The 15,003-nt window shown below is 63.7% G+C and carries 7 protein-coding genes; 1 reads left to right on the top strand and 6 read right to left on the bottom strand.

Annotated features, from left to right (window positions below):
• Nucleotides 1–54: 54 nt before the first annotated feature.
• From A5650_RS14065 to A5650_RS27125, 5 genes are all read right to left on the bottom strand, one after another.
• On the bottom strand, nt 55–1,791 hold the full coding sequence (locus A5650_RS14065) for an AMP-binding protein (protein ID WP_067292219.1): 1,737 nt from the start codon (nt 1,789–1,791) through the stop codon (nt 55–57).
• A gap of 6 nt (nt 1,792–1,797) precedes the next feature.
• A complete protein-coding gene (locus A5650_RS14060) occupies nt 1,798–2,664 on the bottom strand; it encodes an SAM-dependent methyltransferase (RefSeq protein WP_067292216.1) in 867 nt (288 codons plus the stop codon).
• Between the two features lie 28 nt (nt 2,665–2,692).
• Nucleotides 2,693–4,438, bottom strand: a complete 1,746-nt coding sequence (locus A5650_RS14055) for an AMP-binding protein (RefSeq protein WP_197501876.1) — start codon at nt 4,436–4,438, stop codon at nt 2,693–2,695.
• A gap of 184 nt (nt 4,439–4,622) precedes the next feature.
• The gene (htpG, locus tag A5650_RS14050; protein ID WP_067292213.1) at nt 4,623–6,545 is read right to left on the bottom strand and encodes a molecular chaperone HtpG; all 1,923 of its coding nucleotides are present in this window, start codon (nt 6,543–6,545) and stop codon (nt 4,623–4,625) included.
• 81 nt (nt 6,546–6,626) lie between these two features.
• Complete coding sequence (locus A5650_RS27125) at nt 6,627–7,142, bottom strand: hypothetical protein (protein WP_197501882.1); 516 nt, start codon at nt 7,140–7,142, stop codon at nt 6,627–6,629.
• A 1-nt stretch (nt 7,143) separates the two neighbouring features.
• Here A5650_RS27125 and pks2 point away from each other — a divergent pair, with 1 nt between their 5' ends.
• Nucleotides 7,144–13,449, top strand: a complete 6,306-nt coding sequence (pks2, locus tag A5650_RS14045; RefSeq protein WP_231992619.1) for a sulfolipid-1 biosynthesis phthioceranic/hydroxyphthioceranic acid synthase — start codon at nt 7,144–7,146, stop codon at nt 13,447–13,449.
• 37 nt (nt 13,450–13,486) lie between these two features.
• Here the strand turns inward: pks2 and A5650_RS14040 are convergent, their stop codons facing one another.
• Entirely contained in the window at nt 13,487–14,887 is a 1,401-nt protein-coding gene (locus A5650_RS14040; RefSeq protein WP_082950758.1) for an MFS transporter, read from the bottom strand.
• Between the last annotated feature and the right edge of the window lie 116 nt (nt 14,888–15,003).

Below are 15,003 nucleotides of genomic sequence, written 5' to 3'. Positions count from 1 at the left end.
GGTTTTCGGCCGGACTCCCCTATCGGGGCGCAGGCGTCCGCGGCTGATGACCGACTACGCGTCTATACGGGCAAACTGACGCTGCTGATACTGGTCGACGCATGTCGCGCGCCGGACCTTGCCGCTCGTGGTGATCGGTATCGACCCGGGCGGCACCAGCACCAGGTCGGCGACGTTCAGGCCGTGCGACTCGGATATTGCCGAGGTGACTTCACGCCTGACCTCGGCAAGCGTCTCGGCAGCCTCCTGATCGGACCCACGCTTCCTGGCCTCGATGATGACGACAAGCTTCTCGGCCGAACGATCCGGAACCGCGATCGCCGCACACCGGCCGCGCGTGATCTCTTGGACCGTTGCCTCGATGTCATCGGGGGAATGGTTACGCCCGTACACGATCAGCAGATCCTTGATGCGACCGATGACAAACAACTCGTCATCGAAAATGAAGCCCTGATCCCCCGTCCGAAGCCACGGCCCCTCTGGCGTGCCCGCCGGCGGGTCCGCAAGCCGTCCCCCGAACGTCGCTTCGGTCTCCTCAGGCTTCTGCCAATAGCCGAGCGCGACGTTGTCGCCATGCACCCAAATCTCGCCGGTCATCCCCGCCGGACACTCCGTCATCGTGTCAGGGTCGACGATTCGAACCGTCGGCGAGTGCGGTACACCGTAACTGACCAACGGTGTGCCACCACCGTTTTCAGACCGCTCTGCCTTGCCGGCAGTCAACTTTTCGGACTCGAAGCGAACGACTTTCGGCGCTTGATTCGGCCGCCCGGTCGCCACGTACACCGTCGCTTCCGCCAAGCCGTATCCGGGACGCAATACCGTCTCGCGGAGGTTGCAGCGGGCGAACCGCTTCGTGAAGCGCTCGATGGTGGCGGGATTGATACGTTCGCTTCCGCTACCTATCCCACGCACCTGCCCGAGGTCGAGCCCCGCCATGTCGTCGTCGGACGTCTTCTTCGCGGCGATTTCGAACGCGAAGTTCGGCGCCGACGAGAATGCGTGATTTTGGGTCGCCAGCAACTGCATCCAGCGGGCCGGCCGCTGCAAGAACGCCACTGGGCTCATGAGCACAGCGTGAAGCCCCGCCAGGACCGGGACAAAGATTCCGACCATCAACCCCATGTCGTGATAGAACGGCAGCCACGAAACAATGGTGGTGTCGGGCGGAGGCACATTTCCGTCGTCGGCAAACAAGTCCGACATCAGCTGCCGGTAGTTCACCATGAGGTTCCTGTTGGACACCATGACGCCCGCCGGTGTGCGCGTCGAACCGGACGTGTACTGCAGAAACGCGATATCCGAACCGGCCCCGAACCCAGCATCGGGTCCCGCCGGCGCGTCGAGGTCAATGGAATCGACAGCCACAACGACAGGCGGCGCAGCGTCGTCTTCCGGCTGTACTGCCTTCGTAACGCTGTCGACGACCGCAGACGTGGTGAGAACGACGGAGGGCGAGGAGTCTTGGAGAACTGAGTCAACGCGCTCATCGCTGACGCCCCCCATCGGGACCGAGAGGGGAACAGCGATGAGACCGGCTTGCAGCGCGCCGTAGAAGGCGACAATGTAATCGAGGCCCTGCGGCGCCGATATCACCGCCCGATCGCCGGGCGACGCGCAACGCGCGAGCACGTTGGCGACCTTCGTCGTTCGCCGATACAGTTGGGCCCACGTCAGGCTTTCGGGGACACCGTTCCAGTCCCGGTCGTAGTCGATGAACGTGAACGCTGTGTCGTTGGGCTGGAAACCGGCGCGTTCACGGATCATGGCCGCGGGGGAAGCATCATTCACGCGGATTCACACCCTCCGGAGCGAAATTCGGTAAAGATTCGCATGTTCGAGCTGGAACTGCCTGATCGATGCTTCGAGGTATCGCTCGTAGACGGACACTTTTTCGGGACCCACGATTTCCTCTGCCTCAGACCGATTGCCTCGTAACCTCTCGAGCCACGCCGAGCACGTCCGTGCGTAGTGTTCCCGATGGTTAACCACCGACCTGATCTCGAACAACTTCTCGGCGGCATGTGCAATTTCTGCAAGCCGCGGCGGATCCGATTCGGGAAAAATGTGCTCGGCTATGAAAAGGCAATCCTCCAACCCCTGCTGGTCCATCGCGACATTGCCTTTGCCGATCGTCTGCAGTGCAAGACCGGCTCCTGGATTGAGACACTCATGACACTTCTCGAAGAATCGCCGGTATGCCGCCACCCTGTCCGACCGTTTCCTGCCGAACTTCACGAAGTGCTCCATCGCGCCTATAGAGATCGCGGCGTCATACCGCTCATGTGGCACGAAATCCGCCCAGTCCCGGATGAGCACCTCCAAGCGGGAGTCGCCGAGGCCTTCAACATGATGAGCCTGGGCCTCACTCAGCGTCAGGCCAGTCACATGCTGTACGCCATATTCGGAAACCATGCGCTGCATGACCGAACCCCACCCGCACCCGATGTCCAATACGCGGGCGCGTCCCTTCGCACCGGCCTCGGTGACGAGGTAATCGATCTTCCGTGTTTGCGCGCCGGCCAGATCGTCGGATTGCCCGTCCCACAGAGCACACGAATAGGTCATCGACTCGTCTAGCCAGAGCGAGTAGAACTTGTTGCTCACGTCGTAGTGATGCTGGATCGATTCCGGCGATGCACCACGCTCGGTTGTAGTTGTCATTCCTCCCCCTTCAGTTGAAGCATCCTTGCTATGCGTCTATGCGGGCTAATTGTCCGCGTCGATATTGGTCGACACACGCGGCCCGCCGAACCTTGCCGCTTGTCGTGATCGGTATCGAACCGGGCGACACCAGCACCAGATCGGCGACGCTGAGGCCGTGCGAATTCGATATCGCTGAAGTGACTTCACGCTTCATCGCGGCGAGCGTCTCCGCAGCCTCCTGATCGGACTCCCCTCGCTTCTTGGCCTCGATGATGACGACGAGCTTTTCGGTCTGCCGATCTGGAACCGCGATGGCCGCACACCGGCTCCTCGTGATCTCTTGTATCGTCGCCTCGATGTCATCGGGCGAGTGGTTACGCCCGTACACGATCAATAGGTCCTTGATGCGGCCGATGACGAACAACTCATCTTCTGACAAGAACCCCGAGTCCCCGGTCCGCAGCCAGGGGCCCTCGGGGGTGCCGGTCGACGGGCCGACGATTGTTGCTCCGAAAGTGGTTTCGGTTTCTTCGGGTTTTCCCCAGTAACCCATCGCCACGTTGTCGCCGTGTACCCAGATCTCGCCGACAATCCCCGCAGGGCACTCGACCTTCGTATCGGAGTCAACGATGCGGACCATCGGCGACTTGGGCACCCCATAGCTGACAAGCGGCGTGCCGCCTCCGTTTTCGCACCGCTCTGCCTTACCGGCCGTCAGTTTCTCGGAGTCGAAGCGCACTACGGCCGGTGGCTCAGCGCCGACACGGGTGGCCACATACACGGTTGCTTCCGCAAGGCCGTACGAAGGTCGCAGCACCTCTTCGCGCAGATTGAACGGCGCGAACCGCTGGGCGAATCGCCGCAGCGTCGCCGGATTGACCCGTTCACTACCCGTCGTAATGGCAAGCACGTCTGAGAGATCGAGACCGGCCATATCGTCGTCCGACGTCTTGCTCGTCGCCAGTTCAAAGGCGAAGTTCGGTGCGGCCGTATAGACCTTGGTGTGGCTCGCCAACGATTGCATCCATCGGGCCGGTCGCTGGAGGAACGCCACTGGGCTGGTGAGTACAGCGGGCAGACCCAGCAGGATTGGCGCGCAGACTCCCAGGTACAAGCCCATGTCGTGGTAGAACGGCAGCCACGACACGACAGTTGTGTCCGGCGGCGGGACCTTGCCGTACTCCAGGAAATAATCGGATGTCGCCTGCTCGAAGTTGGCCAGGATGTTCCTGTGGGACATCACCACCCCGGCAGGGGTTCGGGTCGAGCCAGAGGTGTACTGCAAATAGGCCGTGTTCGGGTGCTCTTCGCGTCCGGCCCCGGCCACTGTCGGAGCATCGAGGTCGAGCGAGTCGACTTCGATGATCGTTGGCACGGGTCCATCAGACTGCGTACCGATTTGGCCGGCCACCACGTCCGACACAGCGGACGTGGTGAGAACGATGGACGGGGTCGCGTCCTGCATCACCGAGCCGACGCGTTCGTCGCTGACGCCACCTAGCGGCACCGAAAGTGGAATAGCGACCTGGCCCGCCTGTATCGCACCGAGGAACGCAATTATGTAGTCGAGCCCCTGCGGCGCCAGCACCACCGCGCGGTCACCGGGCGAGCCATGACGTGCGAGTTCTTGGGCCAGGTTCACCGTTCGCCGATACACCTGCGACCATGTCAGGCTTGTGGCGACTCCGTTCCATTCCTGCTCGTAGTCGATGAACGTGTAAAGGAGGTCGTTGGGCTGCAGACTGGCACGTTCGCGCAGGACCGCAGGGATGGACGTCTCAATCACGGGCATCAGGTTACCGTGACCAGTCCCGTTCCACGCGTGAAAAGAAGGTTTGCTGGAAGACTATCGTTCCGCCGCCATCTGCTGTTTCTGCAGAATCTCACAATGCCTGTCACCACGGCCGTGTTTGCCGACGCGCCCCCTTCGCACCAGACGCGGGGTCGAACGGGGTCGGCGCCGTGCAGTTCGGTGCTTACAGGGTGCGAGCCAGCCGCTCGGCGAGCATCCCAGCGAACTTCGACGGATCCTCCGGGACGTCACCTTCCGCGAGAAGCGCTGTGCCGTACAACAATTCTGCTGTTTCGGCCAGCGAGGCCCGATCACCGCCGTCCTTGTGGGCCTTCCGCAAGCCGGACACCAAGGGGTGTTCCGGGTTGAGTTCGAGGATCCGCTTCGACACCGGAACCGCCTGCCCGGAGGCTCGATACATGCGTGCCAGCGCGGGTGTGATGCCGAAGGTGGGGGTTATGAGGCAGGCCGGCGACTCGGTTAGGCGCTTTGACAACCGTACTTCTGCGACGTGATCGCTCAAGGTCTCTTTCAGCCAGGCCAGCAGGTCGGCGAATTCCTTGTCGCGCTCCTCGCGCTCTGCCTCGCTTTCCTCCTCCGAGTCGAGATCGACCTCACCTCTAGCGACTGATTGGAGCGGTTTGCCATCAAACTCAGGCACAGATCCGACCCAGATTTCGTCGACGGGATCGGTGAGCAGCAGCACTTCATACCCTTTCGCCCGGAATGCTTCCAGGTGCGGCGACCTGAGCAGTTGCTCGCGGGACTGGCCGGTCGCATAGAAGATCTGCTCCTGCCCGTCTTTCATCCGCTCGACGTACTCCGCCAGGGTGGTGGGCTCCTCTTCGCTGTGCGTAGAGGCGAACGACGAGATACGCAGCAATGTCTCTCGGTTGTCGGTGTCCGACATCAAACCCTCTTTGAGGGCTGACCCGAATTGGGTCCAGAAGGTGCGGTAGTCCTCCGGACGCTCGGACTGCAGCTCCTGGATGGTCGACAGCACCTTCTTGGTCAACCGACGGCGGATCGCGGTGACCTGTCGGTCCTGCTGCAGGATTTCACGAGAAACGTTGAGCGACATGTCCTGCGCATCGACGACTCCCTTGACGAAACGCAGATACCTCGGCATGAGCTCATCACAGTCGTCCATGATGAAGACGCGCCTGACGTACAGCTGTATCCCGACTTTCGCGTCGCGGGTGAACAAGTCGAACGGCGCGTGGGACGGGATGAACAAAAGCGCCTGATACTCGAAGGTGCCCTCGGCCTTCATCGCGATCACCTCGAGCGGATCGTCCCAGGCGTGCGCAATATGCTTGTAGAACTCCTTGTACTCCTCGTCGGAGACCTCGTCCTTGGACTTGGCCCACACCGCCTTCATTGAGTTGAGGGTCTGGGTTTCGATCGTGACGGTTTCCTTGCCGCCTTCCTCAGCTGGTGGGGTACGTCGCTCCACCTCCATCCGGATGGGCCAGGAAATGAAGTCCGAGTACTTCTTGACCAGCTCACGGATCTTCCACTCGGAGGTGTAATCGTGCAGCTGATCCTCGACGTCTTCGGGCTTGAGGTGCAGTGTCACCGAGGTGCCCTGCGGAGCATTCTCGACAGATTCGATCGTGTAGGTGGCCTCACCACTCGACACCCACCGGGTGGCTTGGCTTTCGCCGGCCTTCCGGGTCAGCAGTTCGACCTTGTCGGCCACCATGAACGTCGAGTAGAAACCGATACCGAATTGACCGATCAACTCCTCGGATGCGGCCGCGTTTTTGGCCTCCCTCAATTGTTGACGCAACTCGGCGGTACCGGACTTGGCAAGCGTGCCGATGAGATTCACCACCTCGTCGTGCGTCATCCCGATGCCGTTGTCGCGGACGGTCAGGGTGCGCGCGCCCTTATCCACGTCGATCTCGATATGCAGGTCGGATGCGTCGACGTCGAGGTCCTTGTTGCGGAGCGTCTCAAGCCGCATCTTGTCCAGTGCATCGGATGCGTTCGAGATCAGTTCCCGCAGGAAGGAGTCTTTGTTCGAATACACCGAGTGGATCAGCAACTCCAGAAGTTGGCGCGCCTCCGCCTGAAACTCCAACTGTTCGACGTGTGCAGTCATGGGCTTCCGTTCCACAAACAGAACCGACAGATAACGGCACAAATGATAGCGAGCGCGTCGCGGACCAGACGGTCGGTGCCGCTAAAGGTGATGTGGCGCTTGATTCCGGATGCTGCGCGAGAGCCAGATGCTCCGTTGCTGGACGGGCGGCCCGGCGGCCTGTTCGCAGATCTGCACCTTACGGCGAGAAGGAAGGCTCGGATGGTTGTCCGGCAGGCCCGCACCGATCGAGTAATTGACGCCACCGCAACGTCTGCACGCGGCTCGCTCGGAGACGACATACCAGCTCACCCACACGAGGTGCACCGTTGTCCGCAGTGGGGTTGAGCACACATGGATTGCTCCGATTTCGAGACAAAAACCATGTGTGAAATTAGCGTTACCGAGTGTGACTGCCTGCCGAGGCAAACCCATGCCGTCGAGGAAGCACGTGAACGCGCCATCGTCGCTGTCCTGCTGACCGTACAAATGCATGGTTTCAGACCGTGCATCGGCCAGGAAACCACAGCAACCATTGCCATGCGGAGGGGAAATGACGTCATTCAGGTCCGTGGATGATTCGCTGCCGGATCCAAAATCGGCCGAGGCTTCGTCCACGATGAGCACCCCAGCTGCCACGCCGATCGCCGTAATCGGAATGGCCTGTCGGCTTCCCGGGGGCATCAACTCCCCGGAGGAGCTGTGGGAGGCATTGCTGCGGGGCGACGATCTGATCACTGAGATTCCCGCTGACCGCTGGGACGTCGAGGAGTACTACGACCCCGAGCCGGGGGTACCCGGTCGATCGGTGTCGAAGTGGGGCTCCTTCCTCGACGACGTTGACGGCTTCGATACCGAGTTCTTCGGAATCAGTGAGCGTGAGGCCACCGCGATAGATCCGCAGCATCGCCTGCTGCTGGAGACCGCCTGGGAGGCTGTGGAGCATGCCGGCCTCAGCCCGACTAGCCTGGCCGGCTCACGGACCGGCGTGTATGTCGGTTTGACCCACGACGACTACATCTTGGTTGCCGCCGACGCCCACGCGCTGGAGGGACCCTATGGGTTCTTGGGCAACAACTACAGCATGGCGTCGGGACGAATCGCCTACGCCATGGACCTACATGGTCCGGCGATAACAGTGGATACCGCATGCTCGTCCGGCCTCGTGACGGTGCATATGGCATGTCGCAGCCTGCACGACGGCGAATCCGACGTCGCGCTCGCGGGGGGCGTCACGGTGATACTCGACCCACGGAAGTCTTCCGCGGGATCGGCCGGCGGCATGCTGTCCGCAACCGGCCACTGCCATGCTTTCGATGTCGCCGCGGACGGGTTTGCCTCCGGTGAGGGTTGCGTGATGGTGCTCCTCAAGCGGTTGCCCGACGCGGTGCGCGACGGTGACCGGATTCTGGCCGTGGTGCGCGGAACCGCTTTGAACAACGATGGCCGGACGGTGAACATCACCACTCCGTCGCAGCCGCTCCAGGCCAAGGCCTATCGAGCCGCCTTGGCTGCGGCGGACGTGGACGCGAACACCGTCGGCATGGTCGAAGCACACGGAACTGGCACCCCGACCGGCGATCCCATCGAATTCGGCAGCCTCGCAGAGGTTTACGGCATCGAGGGGCCGTGTGCGCTCGCGGCGTCGAAGACTAATTTCGGTCATACGCAGTCGACCTCGGGAACCTTGGGACTGATGAAGGCGGTCTTGGCCGTGCAGCACGGTGTCGTGCCGCAGAATCTGCACTTCACCCGCCTGCCCGACGAGCTTGCCCGAGTCGAAACCAATCTTTTTGTGCCGCAAGAGAATACGCCCTGGCCCACGAATGGCCGGTCGCCCCGCCGGGCCGCGGTGTCGGCGTACGGGTTCTCGGGCACCAACGCCCACGCAATCTTGGAGCAAGCCCCGCCGACTTCTCGGACCGATGACAGCGAGAGAGATGACGCGGCGAGGACCGGTCCACGGCTGTTTCCGCTGTCGTCGACCTCACCCGATGAATTGCGCCGAACTGCCGCGCGGTTGGCTGACTGGCTACAAGCGCACGACGACGTTGCGTTACCGGATCTGGCCTACACACTCGCTTGCCGGCGGGGACACCGGCCGGTGCGCACGGCGGTCATCGCCGCCAGCGCCGAGGAGTTGATGGCGGGACTACGGGAGATCGCCGAAGGCGACACCCCGTACCAGGCGGCAGCGGGACAAGGCGATCGCGGTCCGGTGTGGGTGTTCTCCGGGCACGGGTCGCAGTGGGCCGGGATGGGCGTCGATCTCCTGGCCAACGAACCGGTGTTTGCGACCACCGTCGCCGCAATCGAGCCACTCATCGCTCAGGAGGCGGGGTTCTCGGTCACCGAGGCGATGTCAGCACCCGAGGTAGTGACCGGCGTAGACCGCGTGCAGCCGACTCTTTTCGCCATGCAGGTCGCGTTCGCAGAAACCATGAAGTCCTACGGGGTGCGCCCAGGCGCGGTGATCGGCCATTCCCTCGGAGAAACGGCCGCAGCGGTGGTCGCGGGGGCGCTCTCTCTCGAAGACGGGGTGCGCGTGATCTGCCGGCGTTCTCGGCTGATGGCCACCATTGCCGGGTCCGGCGCGATGGCGAATGTGGTTCTGCCCGCTCAGCAAGTGCTTTCTGAGCTGATGGCCCGCGGAATCAACGATGTCGTGATCGCGGTGGTGGCCTCTCCTGAGTCCACAGTGATCGGCGGAGCGCCTGACACGGTGCGCGAACTCGTGGCCGAGTGGGAGCAGCGGGAGATCATGGCCCGTGAGGTCGCGATCGATCTCGCATCGCACACTCCGCAGGTCGACCCGATCCTGGACGACCTGGCGTCGGCGCTGGCCGAGATCACCCCGCAGACACCGGAAGTGCCGTTCTACTCGACGAGCTCGTTCGACCCGCGCGAACAGCCGCTGTGCAACGCTCGCTACTGGGTTGACAATCTGCGCCGCACGGTGCGGTTCGCCGCGGCGGTGCAGGCCGCGATGGAGGACGGCTACCGGGTATTCGCCGAGCTGGCACCACATCCCCTGCTGACCCATCCACTCGAGCAGAACGCCCGCAGCCTTGACATAACAATGGCCGCCCTGGCCAGCATGCGCCGCGAGCAGGAACTGCCCCATGGCCTGCTCGACTTCCTCGCGGATCTGCACGCTTCTGGCGCCGCAGTCGATTTCTCGGTGCTTTACCCGAGCGGGCTGCTGGTCGATGCTCCGTTGCCGACCTGGACTCACCGCCAGCTCCGGTTGCGCCCCGACGAACAGGAATCCTCGCCGACACGCGGCGGTTGCACCATTTCCGTGCATCCGTTGTTAGGACCGCATGTGCGCCTGCAAGAGGAGCCGGAACGTCACGTGTGGCAAGGGGAGGTCGGCACCGCCGAGCAGCCTTGGCTGGGCGATCATCAGATCCGCAATGTGGCTGTGTTCCCAGGGGCCGCGTACTGCGAAATGGCGCTGACGGCCGCACACGATGTGCTTGGCGAGGCCGCCGAGGTCAGCGACATCCGCTTCGAGCAGGCGATGTTGCTCGACGAGCAGACCACGGTCGGCGCCTCGGCATCGTTGTCGTCACCGAGCGTCTTCGAGTTCACGGTGGAGACGAATCAGGGTGGCGAACAAGCCCGGCATGCGTCCGCGGTGCTACAGGCCGCGGAGGATGACCAACCTCCCGCGCACGACGTAGCCGCTCTGCTCTTGGCGCATGCCGCCTGTGAGGAGGGTGACGATGTGCGCCGGCGCATGGACCAGCGCGGTATCCAGTACGGGTCGGCATTCGCCGGCCTCGGCGCCGTGCATACCGGCGAGGAAACAACCGACACCGTGTTGGCCGAGGTTGCGCTGCCCCGCGAGATCCGCTCGCAGCAGGAGGCTTACGGCGTGCACCCGGCGCTGCTGGATGCCTGTTTCCAGTCCGTGGAGGCCCACCCGATGGTGCGGGGTCTGGGTGAAGCTGCGCGGGGACTGCCACTCGGGGTGCGTCGACTCCGCTCCTACCGTCCGGCTCGCAATGTCCGGTATTGCTTCACCAGGGTGACGAAAGCCGACGCTTCGGGCGTGGAGGCCGATATCGACGTCCTGGACGAACACGGCACCGTGCTGCTGGCCGTGCAGGGCCTTCGATTGGGGGCGGGGGTCTCCGAAGAAGGGCAAAGAGGTCGTGTGCTGGCTGAGCGACTCCTGACGATCGAATGGCGGCAGCGAGAACTGCCCGAGGTCGAATACGCCGAAGCGGGATCCTGGCTGCTGATAAGCACCACAGACACCGCGGATGTAGTGGCGACCAGACTCACCGACGCGCTGAAAAACCAGGGCGGGCAGTGCACCACCATGTACTGGCCTCAGCACGCGGACGTCACCTCGAGTGCGGAGCAGCTGGAAAGCCAGCTGCGCGGCGGTGCCGTCACCGGTGTGGTCGTCTTGACCGGACCGAGAAACGGTGCGGCCGACGAGCAATCGCCGCAGCTGGGCCGCGAGCATGTGCAGCATCTGGTGCACATCACCCGCAAGTTGCCGGACATCGCCGGCGAGCCACCACGGCTGTTCGTCGTGACCCGTTCCGCGCAAACGGTTTTGGCTGGTGATCGGCCAAACCTCGAGCAGGCTGGCTTGCGCGGTCTGATGCGCGTCATCGGCACCGAACATCCGCATCTGCGGGCCACCCAGATCGATATCGACGACGCCACCGACACTGAGCAGCTGGCGCGACAGTTGCTCAGCGGATCCGAAGAAGACGAAACCGCCTGGCGCGACGGCACCTGGTACGTCGCGCGCCTGTCGCCCACTCCGCTGGGTCCTGAGGAGCGTCACACCGCCGTGGCCGATCACGCCCACGACGGGATGCGTCTGCAGATCCGCACCCCCGGTGATCTGGAAACGCTGGAACTGGTGGCTAGTGACCGAGTTCCGCCGGGTCCGGGTCAGATCGAGGTTGCGGTCAGCGCATCGAGCATCAACTTCGCCGACGTGCTGGTCACGTTCGGCCGGTATCCCTCCTTCGAGGGGCGTCTGCCCGAGCTGGGCACCGATTTCGCTGGGATCGTCACTGCGGTCGGCCCCGATGTGACCGAGCACAAGGTCGGCGACCGGGTCGGAGGGTTGTCGGGCAATGGCTGCTGGGCCACCTTTGTCACCTGTGATGCCCGCATGGCCGTCCCGCTACCGCCCGGGCTGACCGACGGACAGGCCGCCGCGATCACCACAGCGCATGCCACCGCCTGGTACGGCCTCAACGATCTGGCCCGTATCACCGCCGGCGACAAGGTGCTCATCCATTCAGCGACCGGCGGGGTCGGCCAAGCCGCGATCGCGATCGCCCGGGCCGCCGGTGCGCAGATCTTCGCCACCGCCGGTAGTGAGAAGCGCCGACAATTCCTGCGCGACATGGGTATCGAGCATGTGTATGACTCCCGTGGCACCGACTTCGCCGAGCAGATCCGCCGCGACACCGACGGCTACGGCGTCGACATCGTGCTCAACTCAGTGTTCGGCGCCGCGCAAGTCGCCGGACTCAAGCTGTTGGCGTTGGGCGGGCGGTTCGTGGAAATCGGCAAGCGCGACATCTACGGTGACAGCAAGCTGGGCCTGTTCCCGTTCCGTCGCAACCTCGCCTTCTACGGCGTCGACCTGGGATTGATGTCGGTCAGCCATCCCGACCAGGTGCGCGACGTGCTGCACACGGTGTACCAGCTCGCCGCCGACGGGGTACTGCCGATGCCGGAAGCCACGCACTACCCGCTCGCCGACGCCGCCACCGCCATCCGGGTGATCAGCGGCGCCCAGCACACCGGCAAATTGGTGCTCGATGTGCCCCACAGCGGCTCGAGTCTGGTGACAGTGCCACCCGAGCAGGTTCCGGTGTTCCGCGCCGACGGCTCCTACATCGTCACCGGCGGCCTGGGCGGGTTGGGTTTGTTCCTAGCCGAGAAGATGGCCACCGGCGGGTGTGGACGCATCGTGCTGACCTCCCGGTCGCAGCCTGATCAAGCCACACTCGAGACCATCGACCTGATCCGCGCGATCGGCGCCGATGTCGTCGTCGAGTGCGGTGACATCACCGACCGCCAGACTGTCGATCGCGTGGTAGCGGCTGCGACCGCGACCGGTCTGCCGGTGCGCGGGGTGCTGCACGCCGCAGCGGTGATCGAGGACGCCACGCTGCCCAACATCACCGATGATCTGATCGAACGCGACTGGGCGGCCAAGGTGTTGGGTGCCTGGAACCTGCACGCTGCCACCACCGGCCAGCCGATCGACTGGTTCTGCTCGTTCTCCTCAGCAGCCGCATTGGTTGGCTCGCCCGGCCAGGGTGCCTACGCTGCGGCCAACAGTTGGCTCGACGCATTCACTCTTTGGCGGAGGACTCAGGGCCTGCCGGCCACCTCGATCGCTTGGGGCGCTTGGGGCCAGATCGGGCGCGGCACCGCGCTGGCAGAAGGCGCGGGCATCGCCATCGCGCCCGACGAGGGCGCGTACGCATTCGAGTCGCTGCTGCGCCACAATCGCGGCTACACCGGGTATGCGCCCATCATGGGAACTCCGTGGTTGACCGCCTTCGCTCAGCACAGCCCATTCGCCGAAGCGTTCCAGTCTGCGGGTCAAAACGCGGCCGGTACAAGCAAGTTGCGTGCCGAGCTTGAAGAGTTGCCCCCCGAGGAGTGGCCGGTACGGCTGCGGCGGCTGATCTCCGACCAGGTTGGTCTGATCCTGCGCCGGAACGTTGACCCCGACCGACCGCTTTCCGAGTACGGCATGGACTCGCTCGGCGCGCTGGAGCTACGCACCCGCATCGAAACCGAAACCGGAGTGCGCATCAACGCCGGCGACCTCACCAACATCGGTACGGTTCGCGGCTTGGCGGGGTTGCTCACCGAAAAGCTGACCCCGGCTCAGTCCAGAGATGCTGCCCCGAAGGTGAACGCCTAGCGGTCAGCCGTCGTCGCGTGAACGCGTCTGGGCGAGGCTAAGAATTCGCCGTGTCGAGCGCTTTCTTGGCTTCCTCCGCATGCGCGATGTCCCGCGAAGTGTAGCGGATGAGCTGTGCGACCACGCCGAGCACGATGACCACGCCGGCCAGCCACAGCAAGCCGTACATGTAGCCCCGGTCTAGCGCATCTATCTGGGCGGCGTTCATGTACTTGACCGGCCCGCTCGTACCGCCCAGCTGTAAGGTGCGCGAGGTGATGGCGGCCTGGACGACAACGAGCACCAGCGGCGCGCCAAGGCTCTGCAGCATCGCCGCGATGGCCGCTGTCGGGCCGATCCGGTCGGGGCCGACGCTCGCTATCAACGAAAGTCCGAGCGGAACGTTCATCAGGCCAACCGCGATACCGCCGATAGTGATCGGCAGCACGAGGTTCGGGAAATAAGGAACGTCGCGATGCAGCGTGGAGCCGTACATCATCGCGCTGAACAACAGGATTGCGGCGAGGAAGACCACCGCCCGTGGCGGGAACCGCGTCACCAGCCGCGAGGCGGCCGCCACGCCGATGGCCATCGCGATGGCGAATGGAATAAATGCGATGGCTGCGCGCAGGGGACTGTATCCCATCAGGCTCTGCACATACACGGTTACCAGCAGGACGAGGGTGAACATCACCCCCGCGGAAAGGCATAGGGTCGCGAAGATAGCCAGCCGGTTTCGGTCGAAGAACAGGTTGAAGGGCACGATCGGGTTCTCGGCCGTGCGCTCTACGACGGCGAACCCAACAAATGCGGCGACAGCGACCACACCCGAAAAAATCGCGGTGGCCGATAGCCACCCCTTCTCGGGCCCCATCGACATGCCGAATACTGCGGCGCCACAGAAAAGTGTGGCCAGCACCGCCCCTGTGGCATCGAGCTTCATCCGCTCCTTCTCGGTTTCCTGGAGTGTGGTGTGGGCCAGATAAAGCACCAGCAGTCCGATCGGCACGGTTACCGCAAACGCCACCCGCCAGGAGACCTCGGTGAGAGCCCCGCCCACTGCGAGACCCACCACCGCACCAACACCGAACATGGCGCCGAACACCGCCGTCGCCGCGTTGCGTATTGGTCCCTTCGGGAAGTTGGTCGCCACCAGCGCCACACAGGTCGGCGCCATGATCGCGGCGGCTGCGCCTTTGATCAACTGGGCGACGATGAGCGCGCTTCCGTCCCATGCGATGGCGCTGCACGCCGAGGAGATCGTGAACAGCGCGACCCCGATGATGAATGTGCGTTTGCGACCGATGGTGTCACCGATGCGGCCGCCCAGCAGCATCAGGCCACCGAAAGTCAACAGGTAGGCGGTGACGACCCAACTTCGTCCGGCATCCGACAGGCCAAGCTCATCCTGGATCTTGGGAAGTGCGAAGACCGCGACGGGGCCATGCATTGCCGCCATCAGTTGGACGCCGCCTATCGCAACAATTGCGGCCACGTGCTGTCGAGGTGGCCGCCAGCCGCGGAAGCGCCTTCTCGTACGGTCCGGCGGGGAGAGCTCGATCGCCTCCGAAGATG

Origin of the sequence: Mycobacterium sp. 1164985.4 (assembly GCF_001668575.1) — a bacterium.
GTDB lineage: Bacteria > Actinomycetota > Actinomycetes > Mycobacteriales > Mycobacteriaceae > Mycobacterium.
The sequence above is the reverse complement of the archived record's forward strand: the minus strand, read 5'-3'. Positions and strand labels throughout refer to the sequence as shown.